General features: G+C 67.3%; 14 protein-coding genes. 8 read left to right on the top strand and 6 right to left on the bottom strand.

Translation table 11 applies throughout. From position 1 onward, the window contains the following. Positions 1-34: 34 nt before the first annotated feature. The gene (locus F1640_RS21990) at positions 35-1,345 is read right to left on the bottom strand and encodes a sugar MFS transporter (protein ID WP_206694924.1); all 1,311 of its coding nucleotides are present in this window, start codon (positions 1,343-1,345) and stop codon (positions 35-37) included. A gap of 204 nt (positions 1,346-1,549) precedes the next feature. Here F1640_RS21990 and F1640_RS21985 point away from each other — a divergent pair, with 204 nt between their 5' ends. From F1640_RS21985 to F1640_RS21955, 7 genes are all read left to right on the top strand, one after another. Then, positions 1,550-2,656 carry an aldose epimerase family protein gene (locus F1640_RS21985; RefSeq protein ID WP_124808947.1) on the top strand — a complete coding sequence of 369 codons (1,107 nt, stop codon included), beginning with the start codon at positions 1,550-1,552 and terminating at the stop codon, positions 2,654-2,656. Positions 2,657-2,689: 33 nt separating this feature from the next. Continuing rightward, entirely contained in the window at positions 2,690-4,498 is a 1,809-nt protein-coding gene (locus F1640_RS21980) for an IlvD/Edd family dehydratase (protein ID WP_124808883.1), read from the top strand. A gap of 97 nt (positions 4,499-4,595) precedes the next feature. Next, positions 4,596-6,161 carry an alpha-N-arabinofuranosidase gene (locus tag F1640_RS21975; RefSeq protein ID WP_370449677.1) on the top strand — a complete coding sequence of 522 codons (1,566 nt, stop codon included), beginning with the start codon at positions 4,596-4,598 and terminating at the stop codon, positions 6,159-6,161. A 38-nt stretch (positions 6,162-6,199) separates the two neighbouring features. Continuing rightward, positions 6,200-8,590 (top strand): glycoside hydrolase N-terminal domain-containing protein, encoded by a 2,391-nt coding sequence (locus F1640_RS21970; protein WP_124808884.1) that lies wholly within the window; start codon positions 6,200-6,202, stop codon positions 8,588-8,590. 112 nt (positions 8,591-8,702) lie between these two features. Then, complete coding sequence (locus F1640_RS24915) at positions 8,703-9,686, top strand: alpha/beta hydrolase-fold protein (protein WP_309229348.1); 984 nt, start codon at positions 8,703-8,705, stop codon at positions 9,684-9,686. Then, positions 9,683-11,608, top strand: coding sequence for an NPCBM/NEW2 domain-containing protein (locus F1640_RS21960; protein ID WP_370449678.1), 1,926 nt, complete (start codon positions 9,683-9,685; stop codon positions 11,606-11,608). Before F1640_RS24915 ends, F1640_RS21960 begins: the two co-directional genes overlap by 4 nt. A gap of 25 nt (positions 11,609-11,633) precedes the next feature. Next, positions 11,634-13,577: a glycoside hydrolase family 127 protein gene (locus F1640_RS21955; RefSeq protein WP_124808886.1), complete on the top strand. Its 1,944-nt coding sequence runs from the start codon at positions 11,634-11,636 to the stop codon at positions 13,575-13,577. Positions 13,578-13,598: 21 nt separating this feature from the next. Here F1640_RS21955 and F1640_RS21950 read toward each other — a convergent pair whose 3' ends face one another. The 4 genes from F1640_RS21950 to F1640_RS21935 all read right to left on the bottom strand — a co-directional run bounded on the left by F1640_RS21950 (position 13,599) and on the right by F1640_RS21935 (position 18,337). After that, the gene (locus F1640_RS21950; RefSeq protein WP_194921877.1) at positions 13,599-14,951 is read right to left on the bottom strand and encodes a cation:proton antiporter; all 1,353 of its coding nucleotides are present in this window, start codon (positions 14,949-14,951) and stop codon (positions 13,599-13,601) included. Between the two features lie 166 nt (positions 14,952-15,117). Further along, a complete protein-coding gene (locus F1640_RS21945; protein ID WP_194921875.1) occupies positions 15,118-16,350 on the bottom strand; it encodes an MFS transporter in 1,233 nt (410 codons plus the stop codon). A 74-nt stretch (positions 16,351-16,424) separates the two neighbouring features. Continuing rightward, positions 16,425-17,564 carry an ester cyclase gene (locus tag F1640_RS25915; protein ID WP_199558035.1) on the bottom strand — a complete coding sequence of 380 codons (1,140 nt, stop codon included), beginning with the start codon at positions 17,562-17,564 and terminating at the stop codon, positions 16,425-16,427. Then, on the bottom strand, positions 17,561-18,337 hold the full coding sequence (locus tag F1640_RS21935) for an alpha/beta fold hydrolase (protein ID WP_168196161.1): 777 nt from the start codon (positions 18,335-18,337) through the stop codon (positions 17,561-17,563). Before F1640_RS21935 ends, F1640_RS25915 begins: the two co-directional genes overlap by 4 nt. A 127-nt stretch (positions 18,338-18,464) precedes the next feature. Between F1640_RS21935 and F1640_RS21930 the strand changes: the two genes are divergently transcribed. Then, positions 18,465-19,484, top strand: a complete 1,020-nt coding sequence (locus F1640_RS21930) for a cupin domain-containing protein (protein ID WP_124808890.1) — start codon at positions 18,465-18,467, stop codon at positions 19,482-19,484. A gap of 136 nt (positions 19,485-19,620) precedes the next feature. Here F1640_RS21930 and hisD read toward each other — a convergent pair whose 3' ends face one another. After that, positions 19,621-20,919, bottom strand: a complete 1,299-nt coding sequence (hisD, locus tag F1640_RS21925; protein WP_124808891.1) for a histidinol dehydrogenase — start codon at positions 20,917-20,919, stop codon at positions 19,621-19,623. Positions 20,920-20,927: the final 8 nt, after the last annotated feature.

Here is a 20,927-nt window from a genome sequence, read left to right as displayed (position 1 = left end):
CGCGTTCCGCAAAGAGGTGTGGTAAGTTAAGTGTTCAGGCGGTTTCGCCGGTCGGGCGCGATCCCCACAAGGCGTAGAACAGCACGTACAATTCACAGGCGGCCGTCAGCAGGAACGATGTCTGCAGCCCATAGGAATCGGCCAGCCACCCTTGCACCACCACCAGCGCGCCGCCCGCGATCGCCATGATCAGCAGGCCCGAGCCTTCCTCGGTCAGCGGGCCGAGCCCGCGAATGCCGAGCGTGAAGATCGTCGGGAACATGATCGAATGGAACAGGCCGACAAGGATCAGCGCCCACATCGCCGCCGGCCCGGTGGTAAAGACGGTGACGAGCATGACCACGAACGCGCCGACCGAGAACGCGGCGAGCACCCGCGCGGCATCCACCTTCTGCATTATCGCGGACCCGAGGAAGCGGCCGACCATCATGCCGCCCCACAGGAACGTGAGATAGCGGCCTGCCTGCTCGTGCGTGAGATTGGCGATCGTGGGCTGGCTGACGAAGTTCACGAACAGGTTGGCGACGCCGATTTCGGCGATCAGGTAGATGAAGATCGCAGGCACGCCGAACACCAGGTTGCGGTGCTTCCACAACGACAGCTTGCGGCGTTCCTCGGGCGCGAGGCGCAGCGTCGCGCTGCCCATGGCGGGCAGCGGAAAGCGCGCGATCACTACGGCGAGAACCACGAGCACGACCGCGACCAGGCCATAGGGCAGGATCACCGACTGGGCATCGGCCAGCCGCTCCGCCGGGGTCAGCACCACGTCGGCGCTGGCGGTGCCGCCCTTCGACCGGCCGAGGATCAGGTAGGCGCCGAACATCGGCGCCAGCATCGTTCCCGCCGAATTCATCGCCTGCACCAGGTTGAGGCGCGAGGAGGCGGTTTCGGGCTTGCCGACCACGGCCACATAAGGGTTGGCCGCCACCTGCAGCAGGGTGATGCCGCTGGCGATCACGAACAGCATGGCCAGCGTTACCCCGTAGGACGGGATCGACGCGGCCAGCATCATGCCGAGCGCGCCCGCCGCCATGACCAGCAGGCCGATTACCAGCGCCTTCTGGTAGCCCGCCTTCTCGATCAGCTTGGCCGAGGGGATCGAAGCCACGAAATAGGCGATGAACCACACCGATTCGATCAATGTTGTCTGCGTATAGTTGAGATCGAACACGCTGCGCAGATGTGGCAGCAGCGTGTTGTTGATCACCGTGATGAAGCCCCACATGAAGAACAGGCTGGCCAGCAGCGTCAGCGCCGGGCCGTAGCGGACGGGGGAACCGGCGCTATCCGGCGAGATGTTGCTGTTTTCCGGCACCTTCGATTGTGTTGAGGCCACTGGCGGCATGGTCTCGGCTTCCTCTCGTCTGCTCTGCGCTGGCAACGGCTTGTTACCGTCTTGCGCAATCTGTATTTGTCAGACTATATCCGGGAAAAGGTCGCGTCAATGGGCGGCGCCGGTGACGACACGTTCCGAAAGGATGAGAGGATGACGATTGTGGGCAGGCCGAAAGGTGGCGTCCTGATGGTACTGGCACTGGCAGCGCCGGCGATGCTGGCCGCCCCGGCGGCGGAAGCGGCCGAAGCGCGGCAGGAAAGCGCCGGCCGGCTGGCCGACGGGTCGGAGGCGTTCGCGATCACGCTGAAGGCCGCGAACGGCGTCTCGGCGCGGGTCCTGACTTATGGCGCGACGCTGCAAGCGCTGATGGCGCCGGGCCGCGACGGCACGGTGGCCGATGTGCTGCTGGGCTATGACGATGTCCAGTCCTACGAGGCGAAGCCCAACTTCTTCGGCGTGACCGTGGGGCGCTATGCCAACCGCATCGCCGGCGGCCGGTTCACGCTCGACGGCAAGAGCTACCAGCTGCCGCAGAACAACAACGGCAACAGCCTGCACGGCGGCGCCAAGGGGTTCGACAAGCGCAACTGGCAGGTCGTTTCGCTCAAGTCCGGCCCGGTGGCGAGCGTGGAGCTGTCCTATGTCAGCGCCGATGGCGAGGAGGGCTATCCCGGCAAGCTCGATACGAAAGTCACCTACAGCCTCGACGAGCGCGGCAACCTGACCATCGCGTTCGAGGCCACCACCGACAAGCCGACGATCGTCAACATGACCAACCACGCCATCTTCAACCTGGCCGGGGAAGGTTCGGCGATGGGCGCCATGGGGCACCGCCTGACGATTCCGGCTTCGACTTATACCCCGGTGGGCGCGACGCTGATCCCCACCGGCGAGCGGCGCAAGGTGGCCGGCACCGTGTTCGATTTCCGCACGCCGCGCCGCGTGGCCGATGGGTTGCGCGACGGCACCGACCAGCAGATCGCCTATGGACGCGGATATGACCACAACTTCGCGCTCGACAAGGGCGCGACGGCTGCGCCCCAGCTTGCCGCGCGGCTGGAAGACCCGGCATCGGGCCGCGTTCTCGAAGTGCTGAGCACCGAGCCCGGCGTGCAGTTCTACACCGGCAACTTTCTGGACGGGACGCTCATCGGCAAGAAGGGGCATGTCTATCGCATGGGCGATGGCATCGCGCTGGAACCGCAGAAGTTCCCGGACGCGCCCAATCAGCCGTCGTTCCTGTCCGCGCGCGTCGATCCGGGCAAACCCTATCGCCACGTGATGATCTACCGCGTCAGCAAGGCGCCGCCGGCGCGCTGACCCCTTTCGCACCTCCAGCACCCGAAGGCCGCAATGACCGATTCTTCCAGCAAGCGTCCAACCCCGAAGCTGCGTTCCCGCGCGTGGTTCGACAATCCCGACAATATCGACATGACCTCGCTCTATCTCGAGCGCTATCTCAACTTCGGCTTGAGCCTTGAGGAACTGCGGTCGGGCAAGCCGATCATCGGCATCGCGCAGACCGGAAGCGATCTTTCGCCCTGCAACCGCCACCACATCGTGCTGGCCGAGCGCGTGCGCGAGGGCATCCGCGAGGCGGGCGGGATCGCGCTGGAAATCCCGGTCCACCCGATCCAGGAAACGGGCAAGCGGCCGACCGCCGGGCTGGACCGCAACCTGGCCTATATCGGGCTGGTCGAGGCGCTCTATGGCTATCCGATCGACGGCGTGGTGCTGACCACCGGCTGCGACAAGACCACGCCGGCGCTGCTGATGGCGGCGGCCACGGTGAACATCCCGGCGATCGCGCTGTCCGTCGGGCCGATGCTCAACGGCTGGTTCAAGGGCGAGCGCACCGGATCGGGCACGATCGTGTGGAAGGGCCGCGAGCTCATGGCCAAGGGCGAGCTGGACGAGGAAGGCTTCATCAAGCTCGTCGCCAGTTCCGCGCCGTCGACCGGCTATTGCAACACCATGGGCACGGCCACCACGATGAACAGCCTGGCCGAAGCGCTGGGCATGATGCTGCCCGGCTCCGCCGCGATCCCCGCGCCCTACCGCGACCGGCAGGAATGCGCCTGGCGCACCGGCAGGCGCGTGGTCGAGATGGTCCACGAGGACCTGAAGCCAACGGACATCATGACGCTCGATGCCTTCCACAACGCCATCGTCGTCAATTCCGCGATCGGCGGGTCGACCAATGCCCCGATCCACCTTGCCGCGATTGCCCGCCACGTGGGCGTGGACCTGCCGCTGACCGACTGGCAGCGGCTGGGCCACAAGGTGCCGCTGCTGGTGAATCTGCAGCCCGCCGGCGAATATCTGGGCGAGGACTACTACCGCGCCGGCGGCGTGCCGGCGGTGGTCGGCCAGCTGATCGCGCAAGGGCTGATCGCCGAGAACGCGATGACCGCGAACGGCCGGACCATGGGCGAGAACTGCCGCGACGCGAAGATCGAGGACGAGCGGGTGATCCTGCCGTTCGAGCGGCCGCTGAAGACGGAAGCGGGCTTCGTGGTGCTTTCGGGCAACCTTTTCGATTCCGCGATCATGAAGACCAGCGTGATCAGCGAGGAATTCCGCGCGCGCTATCTGTCGAATCCGGACGATCCCGAAGCGTTCGAAGGCCCGGCGGTGGTGTTCGACGGGCCGGAGGATTACCACGGGCGGATCGATGACCCCGCCACCGGGATCACCGCCGAAACGCTGCTGTTCATGCGCGGTGCGGGGCCGATCGGCTATCCGGGCGCGGCCGAAGTCGTCAACATGCGCGCGCCGGCCTATCTCATTACCGAGGGCGTCACCGCCTTGCCGTGCATCGGCGACGGGCGCCAGTCGGGCACCAGCGGCAGCCCCTCGATCCTCAACGCCAGCCCGGAGGCGGCGGCGATGGGCGGCCTGGCCCTGCTGAAGACCGGGGATCGCGTCCGCATCGACTTGCGCCGGGGCACGGCCGATATGCTGGTGCCGGACGCGGAACTGGCCGCGCGCCGTGCTGCTCTCGAAGCGGCGGGCGGCTATGCCTATCCGCCTTCGCAGACGCCGTGGCAGGAAATCCAGCGCGAACGCGTCGGCCAGCTTGCGACCGGCGCGATTCTGGAGGGCGCCGAGAAGTACCAGCGCATCGCGCAGACGCGGGGCCTGCCGCGCGACAACCACTGATCCGCGCCCGCGGCGGACGCGCGCGCCGGCCGGACATCCGCGGGGCGCGCTCTGCCCGGGCACCAATCGCTACCGTTCTGCACAAAGGGGACTATCGATGCGTGGCAAATACCTCCGGACGCTCATGACCATGGGGTGTGCCCTGGCGATGACGGTGCCCGCCGTAGCGCAGACGCCCGGCGGGGCCACCGTCACGGTCCAGGCCGACCGCCCCGGCCCGGTGATGAACCGCCAGGTCTTCGGCCAGTTCGCCGAACACCTCGGCCATGGCATCTACGGTGGCATCTGGGTGGGCGAAGGCTCGCCGATCCCCAACGATCACGGCTATCGCCGCGATGTGCTGGACGCGCTGAAGGCGATCAAGGTGCCGGTGGTCCGCTGGCCGGGCGGCTGCTTCGCCGACGAATACCACTGGCGCGACGGCATCGGCCCGCGCGCCAAGCGTCCGGTGAAGATCAACACCAACTGGGGTGGGGTGGACGAGGACAACAGCTTCGGCACCAACGAATTCATGGGCTTCGCCGAACGGCTGGGCGCGGAGGCCTACATATCGGCCAACGTCGGCAGCGGTACGCCCGCCGAAACCAGCGAATGGGTCGAGTACATGACCTCGCCCAACGGCTCGACCCTGGCGGGCGAGCGCGCGGCCAACGGCCATCCCGCGCCGTTCCAGGTGCGTTATCTGGGCATCGGCAACGAATTGTGGGGCTGCGGCGGCAACATGCGCGCCGAATATGCCGCCGATCTCACCAACCGCTTCGCCCAGTTCGCCAAGGCCGGCGGCAAGGACAAGATGCTCAAGATCGCCAGCGGCCCCAGCGACGAGGACTATCCCTGGACCGAGACGCTGATGAAGCTTTCGGGCAAGTACATCGATGGCCTCTCGCTGCATTACTACACCCGCCCGCGCGACAAGGACTGGAACGACAAGGGCGCGGCGCTGGGCTTTCCCGAGAGCGAGTGGGCGACGACGATGCGCAACACCCTGCGCATCGACGAATACATCACCAGGCATTCGGCGATCATGGACAAGTATGATCCCGAGAAGAAGAAGTGGCTGGTCGTCGACGAATGGGGGACGTGGTACGATCCGGCGCCCGGTTCCAACCCCGGCTTCCTGGTCCAGCAGAACAGCCTGCGTGACGCGGTGGTGGCGGGCCTCAACCTCAACATCTTCGCGCACCATGCCGATCGCGTGAAGATGGCGGCGATCGCGCAGATGGTGAACGTGCTGCAGGCGATGCTGCTGACCGACGGCGCGAAGATGGTCAAGACGCCCACCTACTGGGTCTTCGACCTCTATAAGCCTTGGCAGGACGCGACGACCTTGCCGATCGACCTGCAATCGCCGCTGTACCGCAACGGCGACGTCACGGTGCCGGCGATCAGCGCCTCGGCCGTGCGCGATACGGCGGGCCAGGTGCACGTGGCGCTGGTCAACCTCGATCCGCACCGCGCGATCCCGGTGTCGATCGGCCTTGCCGGCGTGCGGGCGGGCGCGGTGACGGGGCGGATCGTCACCGGCACGGCGATGGACGCGCACAACAGCTTCGACGCCCCCGATGTGGTGCGGCCGGTGGCGTTCACCGGCGCGCGGATCGCGGGCGGGGCGGTCACCGCGACCTTGCCGGCGATGTCGGTGGTAGTGCTGGACCTGCGGTAGGGCCGGACGGAAGCCGGGGCCATGAGGCGGGGGCCGCGATGACGGACGAAGCGCGCGGCATCACCCGCCGGGGCCTGATCGAAGGCGCGGTCGGGCTGGGCGCTGGATTTGCGGTTTCTGGGCTTGCAGTTCCCGGGCTTGCAGTTCCCGATCTAACGCTGGCGGAGCCGCCGATCTCGGCCGCACGGCTGTGGTATCGCCAACCGGCGGAGCAATGGACCGAGGCGCTGCCGGTGGGCAACGGCCGGCTGGGGGCGATGGTGTTCGGCGGTGGCGGGCACGAGCGGATCGCGCTCAACGAGGCGACGTTCTGGAGCGGTGGCCCCTACGATCCGGTCAATCCGGGGGCAAAGGGCGCGCTGGCGGAAGTACGCCGGCTGATCTTCGCCGGGCAATTCGCGGAAGCGCAGGCGCTGGCCAACGCGCGGCTGATGGCCACGCCGCTGGGCCAGATGTCCTACCAGCCGATCGGCGATCTGCTGCTGGACCTGCCCGGCCTCGGTCCGCTGGTCGATTACCGGCGCGAGCTGGACCTTGACGCGGCGCTCGCCACCACGCGGTTCGCCACACAATACCTCCGCTACCGCCGCGCGGTCGTGGCCTCGCCAGTGGATCAGGTGATCGCGATCGAGCTGACCTGCGACCGGCCGGGGCGGATCGACCTCGACGTGGCGCTGACCACGCCGCAGCGGGGCACCGTGATCGCGAGCGGCGACACGATCCGGCTTGCCGGGCAAGGCCCGGCGGAGAACGGCGTGGCCGGCGCGCTGCGCTTCGCCACGGCCGTCCGCGTGATGACGCAGGGCGGCGTGACCGAAGCGCGGGGCGAACGGCTGGCGGTTCGTGGTGCCGATACGGTGACCATCCTCGTCGCAATGGCCACCAGCTACCGCCGTTTCGACGATGTCGGCGGCGATCCCGCAACCACCACGGCCGCGCAGATCGAGCGCGCTGCGCCCAAGGGCTTTGCCCGCATCGCCGAGGAGACGGCGGCCGAGCACCGGCGGCTGTTCCGCCGCGTCCGTCTGGACCTGGGCCGCACCCCGGCGGCGGACCGCCCCACCGACGAACGCATCCGCGCCGGCGCAACCACGGACGACCCGGCGCTGGCGGCGCTTTATTTCGATTACGGGCGCTACCTGCTGATCAGCTCGTCGCGCCGCGGCGGCTCGCCGGCCAACCTGCAGGGTCTGTGGAACGATGCGCCGCAGCCGCCGTGGGGCTCGAAGTACACGATCAACATCAACACCGAGATGAACTACTGGCCGGCGGAAGTGACGGCCCTGCCGGAATGCGTCGCGCCGCTCGTGCAACTGGTCCGCGAACTGGCGATCTCGGGCGAACGCACCGCGCGCGCGATGTACGGCGCGCGCGGCTGGGTGGCGCATCACAATACCGATGGCTGGCGGGCAACGGCGCCGATCGACGGGGCGCAATACGGCCTGTGGCCGATAGGCGGGGCGTGGTTGTGCCTCCATCTGTGGGACCGCTACGACTACGGGCGCGACATCGCCTATCTGCGCACGGTCTATCCGCTGATGCGCGGGGCGGCGCTGTTCTTCCTCGATACGCTGCAGACCGATCCGGCCAGCGGATATCTCGTGACCAACCCGTCGCTGTCGCCCGAGAACGAGCACCCCCAAGGGGCGTCGCTGTGCGCGGGGCCGGCGATGGACCAGCAGATCCTGCGCGACCTGTTCGACCGGACGGCACAAGCCGCCGCCATCCTGCATACCGATGCCGGTTTCGCGGCGCAGCTCCGCGCCACGCGCGCGCGGCTGGCGCCCGACCGCATCGGCGCGCAAGGGCAGCTTCAGGAATGGCAGGCCGATTGGGACGCCGCCGCCCCCGATCCGCATCACCGGCACGTCTCCCATCTCTATGGCCTGTTTCCCAGCGGCCAGATCGATCCCGATACGACCCCGGCGCTGGCGCGCGCGGCGCGGCGGTCGCTGGAGCTGCGCGGCGATGAATCGACCGGCTGGGCGACAGCGTGGCGGGCCAACCTGTGGGCCAGGCTCCGCGATGGCGACCATGCGCATCGCATCCTCGTTTTCCTGCTGGGGGCCGAGCGCACGTATCCCAACCTGTTCGATGCGCATCCGCCCTTTCAGATCGACGGCAATTTCGGCGGCACCCGCGCCGTGGCCGAGATGCTGATGCAGAGCCGCGACGGGGAACTGCTGCTGTTGCCCGCGCTGCCGCGCGCCTGGCCGTCCGGATCGGTGTGCGGCCTGCGCGCGCGCGGGGCGATTGGCGTCGATATCGCGTGGCGGGGCGGACGGCTGGAACGGGCGGTGCTGACCGCCGATGTCCCCGGTTCGCTGGTCGTCCGGTGTGGCGATGCGCGCCGCAGCGTGCGGCTGGCGCCGGGGAAGAGCGTGATACTGAACGGCCCGGGCCTGCAACTGGCACCGGGCGCGTCGTGAAGGAAAGGAACTGAACGTGGGCAAATACTTGTTATTCAATCGGAAAGGTCTTCTCGCCGGGCTTGTCCTCATCGGCGCCAGTTTCGCGGCGTCCCCGGCGTTTTCCCAGGCGGTGACCGAGAGTCCGCCGGTCGTCGCCGGCGCGCCGCGGCTGACGGTGCAGACCATCACGGTCCACGGCGCGGCGCTCGAAGGCAATCTGGAAGGCGAGGCGGCGGACCGGACGGTGCTCGTCGTGCTGCCGCCAAACTACGCCACCCAGCCCAAGCGGCGCTATCCGGTGCTCTATGCGCTGCACGGCTATTCGATCGGCGCCGAACAATGGGTCCAGGAGATCCACGTGCCGCAGACGATCGCCAACGCCTATGCCAAGGGCCTGCCGGACATGATCGTGGTGATCCCCGATACCAAGACCGCCTACAACGGGTCGATGTATTCGGGCTCGATGACCACTGGCGATTTCGAGACGTTCGTTTCGCGCGATCTGGTCCGCTACGTCGATGCGCACTATCGCACGATACCCGATCGCCTGAGCCGTGGGCTCGCCGGGCATTCGATGGGCGGCTACGGCACGGCGCGGATCGGGATGAAGCACGCCGACACGTTCGGCGCACTCTACATGATGTCGCCGTGCTGCCTTTCGGCCCGCGCCGCCGATCCGCTCACCCCGGAAGCGGCGGCCGCGCTGGCCAGCGTGACGTCGCCGGGGGATTCGGCGAAGCTTCCGTTCCCGCTGCGCGCCCAGTTCGCGGTGGCGGCGGCCTGGTCTCCCAATCCGAAGAAGCCGCCGCTCTACCTGGACCTGCCCGTCGAGAACGGCGTGACAAGGCCCGACGTCATCGCCCGGTGGGCGGCCAACGCGCCGCTCTCCTTTGCCGATCAATACATCGGCAACCTCCGCCAGTATCGCGCGATCGCGATCGACGTGGGCGATCAGGACAGCTTGAAGGTGGATGCCCAGAAGCTCCACGACCTGCTCGATGGCTACGGGGTGGCGAACAGCTTCACCATCTATCCCGGCACCCATGTCAGCCGTGTCGCCTTCCGCTTCCAGGACGAGGTGCTGCCCTTCTTCGGTCGGGAGCTGAAGCGGTGAAGCACCGGTTGCACCGGATCGCGCCCGCCATCGCCGCGTTGGCGTTGGCCCATGTCCCGGTTTCCGCCTTGGCGGACCCGCTGGACCCCACCGGGCGGTGGACCGCCAACGAACGTGGCGATGCCGCCCTGCCGCCGATGGGGTGGAATTCGTGGAACGCCTTCACCTCGGACATTTCGGAGGAGAAGATCATGGGTTCGGCGGAGGCGATCCTCCGTTCGGGGCTTGCCGCCAAAGGCTATCGCTACATCAACCTCGATGATGGCTGGTGGCTCAAGCGGCGCCAGCCGGACGGCCGGATGATGCCCCGCACGGCCCAGTTTCCCTCGACCATTGTGCCGGGGGGCGATCCCAGCTTGCGCCCCTTCACCGATCGCCTCCACGCGATGGGATTCAAGGCCGGCATCTACAGCGACATCGGGCGCAATTCGTGCGGGCAGGTCTATACCTCGACGATGCCGAACCAGCCCGAGGGCAGCGTGGCGGAGCGCGAAGTCGGCCTCTATGGCCATATCGATCAGGACATCCGTCTCTATTTCCAGGACTGGGGCTTCGATTTCATCAAGGTGGACGGCTGCGGCATTCGCGGGCTGCCGGCGGACCACCCCGAAGTGCGCTCCGGGCGCTATCGCGCGCTGCCGCCGCTGGTGGATTCCGATAGCCTGGCGCGGACCGACGTGGCCGCGGTGCGGCGCCTCTATGGCGAAGTGGCCGATGCGATCCAGCGCTACCGGCCCGACGGCCACTATATCTTCTCTATCTGCCTGTGGGGCTCGGCCGACGTGCGCGCCTGGGGCAAGGATGTCGGCGGCATTTCGCGCACCAGCGAGGACATTGCGCCGAGCTGGGCCAGGATGTTGCACAATCTCGATACCGTCGCGCGCCGGCCGCTCTATGCGCACCCCGGCTCGTGGAACGATCCCGACATGCTGTTCGTCGGCACCGGCGATTTCGACGAGCATCACCTGACCGAGGCGCGATCGCACTTCGCGCTGTGGGCGATGGTCAATGCGCCGCTGTTCATCGGCTATGACTTGCGCCACGCATCGCCGGCGCTGCTGGAACTGCTGGGCAACGAACGCATCATCGCGATCGATCAGGACCCGGCCGGCAACCAGGCGACGCTCGCGTTCGATAGCGACGAGGTTCAGATCTTCGTCAAGACGCTGGCGAGCGGCGACAAGGCGGTGGCGGTGTTCAACCGGGGCAGCGGCCCGGTGGACATGAAACTGACCGCCGCACACCTGACCTTCGCCGATGCGGTGGAGATCGGGCTGACCGATCTGTGGTCGGGCGAGCAATCCCGCTTCACTGGCGAGAAGGAGCTTCACCTCGCGTCGCGCGAAACGCTGATCTTCACCGCGCGGGGAACACGCCTGCTGGCGGACGGTGTCTACCTGTCCGAGCAGCCCGGCAGCGTCAATCCGGCGGTGGACGGGGTGAGGACGCCGCAACCGGACCCGCTGGTCCACCGCGCGCCGCTGCAGTGGCAGGGCACGCGCGGCAAGGGCGATTTCCCGCGCTATGGCGGCTGGGGTGGCGCGCGGGTGGACCGCACGCCGTTCGACCAGCCGCAGCGCATCGCCGGGCAATGGCTTGGCAACGGCATCGGCGTGCTCGCCAATTCGCGGCTGGAAGTGCGCAGCGCGGGCTATCGCCAATTCCGCGCGCGGGTGGGGATCGACGATTCCGCCGCGCCCGATGCGGCGCCCGTCACGTTCCTGGTGTACGGCGATGGCCGGCTGCTGGCCCGGTCGCGGCCGCTGCGGCGGGGCGAGCCCGCGCAACCGCTGTCGGCGGACATCGCGGGGGTCAGGATCGTCGAACTGGTGACCCGCCAGGCGAGCGCCAGTGCCGCGGACATTCCGGTCAACTGGGGGGAAGCCGCCCTGCTTCGTCCGGATGGATCGCGGCCGGACTGAGTTCGGACCCGTGCGAGGGAAAACCATGAACCACGCTTCCTGCTGTGGCCATTCGCGCCGCGACTTCCTCTGTTCCGCCGCGACCGCGGCGCTGGCCGCCGGCCTTGCGCCGGCCGCCGTGGAAGGGGCGACGCCCGCACCGGCGGGAGGCGTGCCCGCGCCGGCGCTGCGGCCGTTCGATCTGGCCGACGTCGATCTGGGCGAAGGCCCGTTCCTGCACGCCCAGCGCATGACCGAAGCCTATCTGCTGCGCCTGCAGCCCGACCGGCTGTTGCACAACTTCCGGGTCAACGCGGGGCTCGCGCCCAGGGCACCCGTCTATGGCGGCTGGGAGTCCGCGGGCATCTGGGAGGATATCAACTGCCACGGCCATACGCTTGGCCACTATCTGTCGGCCTGCGCGCTGGCGTGGCGATCGACCCGTGATCGCCGCTTCCGGCAGCGGGTGGACTATATCGCCGACGAACTGGGCGCATGCCAGCGGGCGTCGGGCATCGGCCTGGTCTGCGCGTTTCCCAAGGGGCCAGCGCTGGTTGCGGCGCATCTGCGCGGGGAGCCGATCACGGGCGTGCCCTGGTACACGCTGCACAAGATCTTCGCGGGGCTGCGCGACGGGGCGCTGCTGGCCGAGAGCGCCCGATCGCGCGAGGTTCTGCTGCGCCTTGCCGATTGGGCGGTGATCGCCACCGCCCCGCTGACCGACGCGCAATTCGAGGCGATGCTCGATACCGAGCACGGCGGCATGAACGAGGTTTTCGCCGATCTCCATGCCATGACCGGCAAGCCCGCATACCGCGACCTTGCCCGCCGCTTTTCGCACAAGGCGATCCTGGAGCCGCTGTCGCAGGAGCGCGATCATCTCGACGGGCTTCATGCCAACACGCAGATCCCCAAGATCGTCGGCTTCGCACGGGTCTACGAAGCCACGGGCGACACCGCTTACCGCAATGCCGCCGCGTTCTTCTGGAAGACGGTGGCGCAGACCCGCTCGTTCGCGACCGGCGGCCACGGCGACAACGAACACTTCTTCCCGATGGCCGATTTCGCCAGCCACGTGTTCTCGGCGAAGGGCGGCGAGACGTGCTGCCAGCACAACATGCTCCGCCTGACCCGCGCGCTGTTCCTGCGCGATCCACAGGCCGATTATGCCGATTACTACGAGCGCGTGCTGTACAACGGCATTCTTGCGTCGCAGGACCCGGACAGCGGCATGGTCACCTATTTCCAGGGCGCACGGCCGGGCTACATGAAGCTGTACCACACGCCCGAGGATTCGTTCTGGTGCTGCACCGGCACGGGCATGGAAAACCACGTCAAGTATCGCGATTCGATCTATTTCCGGGATGACGACAGTATCGTCGTGAACCTGTTCATCCCCTCGACCGTGCGCTGGGCCGAACGCGATGCGGTGTTGACCCAGACCACCGCTTTCCCCGAGCGCCCGTCGACCTTGCTGAAATGGGCGTTGAAGCGCCCGACCGAAGCGACGCTCAAGCTACGTCACCCGCGCTGGAGCAAGGAGGCGACCGTGCTCGTGAACGGGCGCGAGGTCGCGCGGTCGCAAAGCCCCGGTCGTTTCATTGACGTGCGCCGCGCCTGGGAGAACGGCGATCAGGTGGAGCTGGTGCTGGCCATGCATCTCGCGATCGACCGCGCGCCCGCCGCGCCGGACATCGTGGCGTTCACGTACGGTCCGCTCGTGCTGGCCGGCGCGCTCGGCCATGAAGGTCTGCAGGAGGGGGCCGATGTGATCGTCAACGAACGCCTCTATGGCGCCTATAACGATGGCCCGTTCACGCCGCCGCAACTGGCTGGCGATCCGGAGGATATTCTGGACCGGATTCGCCCCGGCCCGGAGCCGCTGCACTTCACCGTGCCGTCATCGACGGGTGCCCCGGTCCGCCTCGTGCCCTATTTCAGGATCGCCCATGAGCGCTATGCGACCTACTGGCCGACGACAGCCTCATGACCTGATGCTGGCGCCGGCCGGTCACTCGGCCGGCACGGCGATGTCCTGCCGCGCCATGCGGCGCGAGCCGTAGACCAGTTCGAACAACGGGCCGGCCATCATCGTCGTCACGATCGCCATGAACACCAGCATCGCGAACAGCGTCGGCCCAATCAGGCCCTTCTGCAGGCCGATGTTGATGATGATCAGTTCCATCAGCCCGCGCGAATTCATCAGCGCGCCGATGCCGAGCGCGGTGGGATTGTCCTCTCCGCACAGCCGCGCGGCGAGGTAGCAGGCCCCGAACTTCGCAAGGATCGACGCGGCCAGGATGCCGAGCGCCAGCAGGAACAGCGGCCACGAGCCGATCATGTCCATGCGCGTGTTCAGCCCCGAATAGGTGAAGAACATCGGCAGCAGCATCACCACCGTGAGCGGCTCGACCCTGCGCTTCAGCTCTTCGGCGAAAAGCCCGCGCGGCGTGAACACGCCCAGGATGAACCCGCCGAAGATGGCGTGGATGCCGATCGCGTCCATCAGAAAGGCCGAAAGGCACAGCAGCATCAGCGCACTTGCCAGCACGGCCATGCTCATTTCTCCGCGCTGTTCGACCGCATGGCCCAGCGGGACCAGCAGGCGCCGGCCGAACGCGAACAGCAGGCCCGCGTAGAGAAGCGCTCCCCCGATGGCGATGACCGCGATTCCCGCGCCACCGCCGAACGTGGCAAGCACCACCGCCAGCACGCACCATGACGCGGCATCGTCGAACGCGCCGGCGGTGAGCGAGAGCGTGCCCAGCGGGCTTTCGGACAGGCCGCGCTCGTTGATGATCCGCGCCAGCATCGGGAAGGCCGTCAGCGCGATGCAGGCGCCCGTGAACAGCGTGGCGCTGGTGCGGCCGATGTTCGCCGCAAACAGGCCCGGCACGTCGAGCAGGAACGGCGTGATGACCACCGCGATCGCGAACGGCGCGGCGATGCCCGAGACCGAGACGGCGGCCGCGCTGCGCGCCTTCGCGCGGAAGTGCGCGGGGCTGAACGTCAGCCCCACCAGGAACATGTAGAGCGCCACACCAAGCTGCGACCCTGCATACAGCACATTGCGCGTTTCCGCAGGGAAGATGGCCGCCTGCAGGCCGGGCGCGAGCAACCCCAGCAGCGAAGGACCGAGAAGCACGCCCGCGATCATCTCGCCGACCACCTGCGGCTGGCCGAGGAACTTCTGCCCGATCCGGCCCACGACCTGACAGGCCAGGATGATCAGGGTCAGCTGGAGGAAGAAGTGCACGCTGAAGTCGCCGGGCACATAGCTGGCCGCCGCGCCCGGTGCTGGCGGACCGTGTGGCGCCAGGATTCCGCCCAGTATCGGCAGGACTTCGTCCAGAATGTGGGCCATGGCTCCTTGCAGTCTCCCGGGGCGCAGCGCCTTCACGCTTGTCGTCGATCGATGCCGGGGAGATGAGCTACGCGTCCTCCGGCATCAATGCATTGACAGCCATGGTAGCGTTATCGTGCATGTCTGGCAATCGCCGCTAGGCGGGAGGGGAAGAGTCGGTTGCCGCCTACCTCCGCTGCAGCGTTTCCCGCTGCATGAGCCAGATTACGGCTGCCGTTGTGAACGACGCTGCACCGAGCAGCATCGCCGTTGCCAGGCTGAAGGACTGCGCGATCTGCGCGGTGATGATCGGCGCGAAGAAGCTGATCACCCGGCCCCAGTTGAAGATCGAGGCGGCCGTCGATTGCAGGTGCGGCGGATAGAGTTCGGCCATCCACGGTCCCCAGATCACGCTGGAGCACAGTGCGGCGCCATAGATGAGCCCGGCCAGTTTCAGCACCGTCGGGTCCGCCGACCCCAGCAGATAGACCGCGATCGCGCCCGAAGCGATGAGGAAGCCGATGGCGTTGAAGCGGCGCCCGAAGCGATCGGCGGCCCAGCCCCAGAAGAAGCCGCCCACGATATTGCCGCTGAACTGCCAGGCAACCAGCGCGCCGGCGGTCTGGGCGCTGAACCCGCGTTCGCCGGTCAGGTAGGTTGTGAGCCAGCCGCTGAACGCCGCGTATCCGAAGAAATTGAGGCCGGCCATGGTCGCCAGCATCAGCGTCTGCCGGCGCAGACCCGGCGCGAACAGTTCGCTGACCGGCAGGCGCGATACCCCGCCGCGCGCCCCGCGATCCATGCGCGATCCTGTGGGGATGGCGGCAAGGACAAGCAAGGCCAGGGCGAGGGGAGGAATGCCCCCGATCAGCAGCAGGTGTTTCCAGTTGCCCGGCGCGACCAGCCCCATCGCCACGCCGAGCATGACGATTGACAGGCTGAAGGCAGCGTTGAGCGTGCCGGCAAGGCGGCCGCGCAAGGTGGGCTGGAACAGGTTGATGTAGATGCCCACCACCACCGGGAACGAACCGCCGGCAAAGAAGCCGAGCAGGAAACGCTGAAGCAGAAGCTGCGGGTAGCTCGCAACGATCATGCCGGCGAGCAGCAGCACACCGTAGCCGAACACGAGGCCCGACAGGACGCGGCGGCGCCCGATGCGATCCGCGATCTGCCCCAGCACGATGGCCCCGGTTAGCGCGCCCGCGCCCTGCGCCGAATAGGCCGAGCCCGCCTCGATCAGCGAAAGCCCCAGCGATTCCCGGATGTAGGGCCGCAGCACGTCCACCGTGTTCCAGGCCCAGCCATAGAGGAACTCGCAGGCAAGCAGCAGCACGAAGACCAGCACCTGACGCCCAAGGCCGGGTTCGGCCGAGGCTGGATCGGAGTGCGGCAGCGGAACGGAAGCGGCGGGAATGGACATGGGATCGGTCCGCTGAACGGGAGGGCGGGAGGGCTTGCCGCGCGGTGGGGGCCGCACGGCAAGCACGGATGCGATCAGGCGGCGCGCTGCAGTTCGGCGAGCTTGATCTGGACCAGCATCGAGAGTTCATCATAGACAACCCATTCGTCGACGATCTTGCCGTCGCGAATGTGGAAGTGGGTGACGCCCATCACGGAAAGGTGGTGGCCGGTCGGCGCGCCGAGCGAGCCGTAGCCCATGTGGTGACCGTCCATGGTCCAGCGCAGGGCATACTTGGTGCCGCCCTCTTCGCTGTCGACCGAGCAGATATGCTGCGGCACGAAGGCGCAATCCGGGATCAGGGCGACCAGGCGCATCGTCTGCTGCAGCACCGCCGCAACGCCGCCCAGTTCGCGCATCAAGGGGCCATGCCACTGGCAATTGGGCGCGTAGATGTCGCGGATCAGGCCGAACATGCGCTTGTTGTAGATGTGGTGCAGCCAGCGGAGCAGCTGTTCCTCGCCTTCGTTGTGGGCGATCGAAAGGTCGGCTTCGCTTTCGGGCGGATACTGGCCCAGCAGGCGCCGGTTCTCGGCAAGGTCCAGCACCGTCTCGCCGTTTTCGAACTTCTTCCGCGCCAGCCCTTCGGCGAACACTTGCGGGTCGACGCCGACCTGGATCAGCGGGCCCATGTTGTCGCGGACGATCCATTCCTTGTAGATCTTGTTTTCCAGGATCATGCATTCGGCAACGGTGCGGGTGCAGAACGTCCGACCGGTGGGCTTGCCCCACGAACCGAACTCGGAGTGGCGGCCCAGCCCGTGGGTCATGTGGCTGGTGTAGAAGCCGTCCACGTCGTTGCCGCGCCAGATCACCTGCTGCGCCATGCCACGGCGGTCCGGAAACTCGACAAGCCGCTGGATCGTGTCGCGGATGTGCGTCTCGCGGTCATACATCGTGCCCAGCGTGGTGTAGGCAACGCAGTTGTGGGTGTAGTGGCTGTAGATCAGCCCCACGTCGCGCTCGTCCCAGATGCGGTGGGTACAGCGGATGATGTAGTCGACGATGTCGGTATAGGATTCGTCGAACCCGCGCATCGACTGCACCCGCGGCCGGTTTTCGGGCACCAGCTGCGTGAAATCGCGGCGCTCCACCTGAAGGACGCTGCCGCCGGAGGGCGCGGCCGCTTTCGCGGATTCGACCGGCTTTACGGGCTTGGGATTGCTTTCGGTCACGATACCTCCGACGCGTTGGAATAGGTTGAGATGTTTGCGCACTGACGTTCTGCGCGCGATTGGTGAAGATCGACCTGCCCGAGCCAGGTGGAAAACGCGGCGGAACAGGCGGCGGGTTGCTCAAGAAGCAGGAAGTGCCCCGCATTGGCAACCTCGGTCCATGTCGCCCAGGGCAGGGCGTTGGCCATTTCGGCCTGCAGCTCTTCGGGCGCGACGACGTCCTGCGCGCCCGAAAGCACGAGTGTCGGCATGTCCATGCGGGCAAGGCGCGGGCGGTTGTCGGGGCGTGAAAGCGCGATCTCGGTCTGCCGTTCGGCCGTGCCCGGCGGGCACGCGTTCGCCATGGCGATGATCAGCGCGCGAAGGCACTTTTCATCGCTGCGCGACGGGTGGACATACCGTGACCAGAGCTGTTCGCTGACGAGCGTTGCGGGATCGACACCGGCCACCGCGGCGCGACGGGCGGCATGATCGGCCTCTGGCACAGGCCGCGCGTTGCCGGCGATCAGGGCCATGGCCGCGATCCGGTGCGGCGCACGGGCGGCGAGTTCCAGCGCAACGATGGCGCCGAGAGAAAAACCCACGGCGATGAACCGGTCCGGCGCCGTCGCCAGCAGCCTTTCGGCCGCGTCTTGCACCGACGTATCTTGCGTCAGATCGGCATGAAGCGTGCGTTCGGCGGATAGCGCGCCCGAGATCGCGGCGAAAACGCGCGCATCGCACAATGTTCCGGGCAGGAACAGGACGGGTACGGTGCTCTCGGCCGGCAGCATCGAAGGCGGTCTCTTTTCTCGTTTCAGTGCAGGCCTAATCCGAAAAGCGAAAACTCGGCCTTGCGCTTTCCCCGGTCTTGACCTACCAGATTTGCATTCGAATGCAACATCAAGTTTGGAGCTTATCGTGACCGAGTGGACCCGAGAGGCCATGGCGCAGCGCCTGGTGCGTTATGCCGATCTCGTGCCTTGCCGCACCGCCTTCATCGATACCCGCACGCCGGGGTCGACAGAGAAGGAGAACTTCACAATCATCGGTCCGGGCGTGTCCGAAAGCACCGACCAGTTCGTGCACATAACTGAAAAGCACGGTTTCAACATCGGGGCGGCGCGCCAGCCCTTCGGCTGCGTCAATTCGCAGCACAGCCATGATACCGCCGAGGTCTTCATGGTCCATTCCGGGCACTGGCGGCTGCTGTTCGGGCCGAACCGCGAGGATGGCACGCTGGACATCGGACCGGGCGACGTCGTGTCGGTGCCGATCCACATGTTCCGCGGCTTCGAAAAGATCGACGATGGCCTGGGCATGCTGTTCACCGTGCTGGGCGAAGACGATCCGGGCAAGGTCACCTGGGCGCCGGCGGTGTTCGAGGCGGCCGAAGGATTCGGACTGAAGCTCGTCAAGGGCGGGCAACTGATCGATACCAGCGAGGGTGAGCACACCCTGCGCCAGATGGAGCTTGAGGCCCCTCTCGACGAGAGCCAACTGCGCGAACTCGCCACCCCGCCGATCGAGAAGCTGATGCAGTGCATCGTCCGCTGGGGCGATGCCGTGGCGAACCCGGATTCGCCTCTCGCGCGCGAAGGCGTCGAGGAGGCCGGTCTGATCGCGGTGGGCGCCAGCGGAGACGGTTTCGCGGCTGGCCCGATTGCGGGCTGGTGGCCGCACGGGTTCCAGTTGCGCCTGCTGACGTTGCAGACCGGTGCCTATGTTCCGATGCACGCCCGCGCCGAAGCGGAAGTGCTGATCGTGCAGGAAGGGACGCTGGAGGTAAGCTGGGGCAGCGAAGCGCTTCTGCTGGGGGCGGGCGATACGCTCACCATCCCGACCGGCCTCGCCCATGCGTTCCGGAACACCGCTTCGGTGCCGGCCAAGGCGTTTGTGGTACGCGGAACCGACAGTCCGGCGGCGCCGATCTTCGGCTGAGCCCCTCGACTGCATGTGAAAAGGCCCGCGAACCTGGTGGTTCGCGGGCCTTTTTGCGTGTCCCGAAGGGCTGTCTGTCCGATTATATCCCGGCCGTCACCGCGAGGCGTCTCGCGGTGACGGCCTGCGGACGAAATCAGGCGTTGGCCTTCTGGCGTTCGAGGCGGATCGCGGCGGCCTTCTGGTGGCCTTCCAGCCCTTCGCTGCCGCTCTGCCGCATCGCCGGCGGGGCGACCGCGCGCACCGCGCTATCGTCAAGCCACTGGTGGGTGGCGATCTTCACGTAGCTGCCGACCCACAGGCCGCCGGTATAGCGGCCGGCGCCCATGGTGGGCAGCGTGTGGTTGGTGCCCACGTTCTTGTCGGAATAGACCACGCTGGCGTTTTCACCGATGAACAGCGACCCGTAGTTGCGCAGCTTGTGGGAGAAGGCGTGCGGATCGCGGGTGTGGACCTGCAGGTGTTCGGCAGCCACGTAGTCGGAATAGGCGATCATCGCTGCCTCGTCCGCGCAGATCACCACTTCGCCGTAATCGCGCCAGCTTTCGCTGGCGACGGCGGCGGTAGCGAGCGTCTTGAGCTGGCGTTCCACAGCGGCCACGGTTTCTTCGGCCAGCTTGCTGTCGGTGGTGATCAGGCCCACGCGCGTGCGGATGTCATGCTCCGCCTGGCCGAGCAGATCGGTGGCGATCAGTTCGGGATCGCCGGTCTCGTCGGCCACCACGAAGATTTCGGAAGGTCCGGCCAGCTGGTCGATGCCCACCGGCCCGAACACCTGGCGCTTGGCCTCGTTCACGAACGCGTTGCCGGGGCCCATGATCTTGTTGACCTGCGGCACGCTTTCGGTTCCGAACGCCATGGCCGCGATGGCCTGTGCGCCGCCGATGCGAAAAATGCGGTCGGCGCCGGAGAGGTGGCACCCGGCGATCATGGCGCGGTGCGCGTTGGGGGGAAGACAGGCCACCACTTCGCTGCAGCCGGCCACCTTGCCGGGGACGATCGTCATGATCGGGGCCGACAACAGCGGGAAACGGCCACCCGGAACATAAGCCCCGACGCGCTCGATGGGAATCACCCGATGCCCGAGGTGCAGGCCCGGCATAGGCTCGACTTCCAGCGGCAGGATGGTCCCCAGCTGGGCTTCGGCGAAGCGGCGGACGTTCTCGATCGCGAACTCGGTGTCCGCGCGGGTCTGCGGATCGAGTTCCGCCACCGCGGCGGCGCGATCGGCGGCGCTGACTTCGAACTGGTCGAGATCGGCCTTGTCGAACTCGCGGGAATACTGGTGCACGGCGGCGTCGCCGCGGGTGCGCACATCGCGCAGCACGCCGGCGACCAGATCCGAAACCGAACTGCTGTCGGCAATCTGGTCTCGCGCCGGGGCCTTGGCATAGCGCGTGCGATTCTCGAAGCCGCGCGGGGCTGGGACACTCATGGATACGC

Origin of the sequence: Novosphingobium sp. NBM11, assembly GCF_015390225.1 — a bacterium.
Lineage (GTDB): Bacteria > Pseudomonadota > Alphaproteobacteria > Sphingomonadales > Sphingomonadaceae > Novosphingobium.
The sequence above is the reverse complement of the archived record's forward strand: the minus strand, read 5'-3'. Positions and strand labels throughout refer to the sequence as shown.

Bases quoted from the DNA above. Each gene is read 5' to 3' on its own strand.
- F1640_RS21935 (WP_168196161.1), bottom strand. From the start codon at position 18,337: ATGCTGCCGGCCGAGAGCACCGTACCCGTCCTGTTCCTGCCCGGAACA.
- F1640_RS21975 (WP_370449677.1), top strand. From the start codon at position 4,596: ATGCGTGGCAAATACCTCCGGACGCTCATGACCATGGGGTGTGCCCTG.
- F1640_RS21970 (WP_124808884.1), top strand. From the start codon at position 6,200: ATGACGGACGAAGCGCGCGGCATCACCCGCCGGGGCCTGATCGAAGGC.
- F1640_RS21950 (WP_194921877.1), bottom strand. From the start codon at position 14,951: ATGGCCCACATTCTGGACGAAGTCCTGCCGATACTGGGCGGAATCCTG.
- F1640_RS21955 (WP_124808886.1), top strand. From the start codon at position 11,634: ATGAACCACGCTTCCTGCTGTGGCCATTCGCGCCGCGACTTCCTCTGT.
- F1640_RS21980 (WP_124808883.1), top strand. From the start codon at position 2,690: ATGACCGATTCTTCCAGCAAGCGTCCAACCCCGAAGCTGCGTTCCCGC.
- F1640_RS21985 (WP_124808947.1), top strand. From the start codon at position 1,550: ATGCTGGCCGCCCCGGCGGCGGAAGCGGCCGAAGCGCGGCAGGAAAGC.
- F1640_RS21990 (WP_206694924.1), bottom strand. From the start codon at position 1,345: ATGCCGCCAGTGGCCTCAACACAATCGAAGGTGCCGGAAAACAGCAAC.
- hisD (WP_124808891.1), bottom strand. From the start codon at position 20,919: ATGAGTGTCCCAGCCCCGCGCGGCTTCGAGAATCGCACGCGCTATGCC.
- F1640_RS21945 (WP_194921875.1), bottom strand. From the start codon at position 16,350: ATGTCCATTCCCGCCGCTTCCGTTCCGCTGCCGCACTCCGATCCAGCC.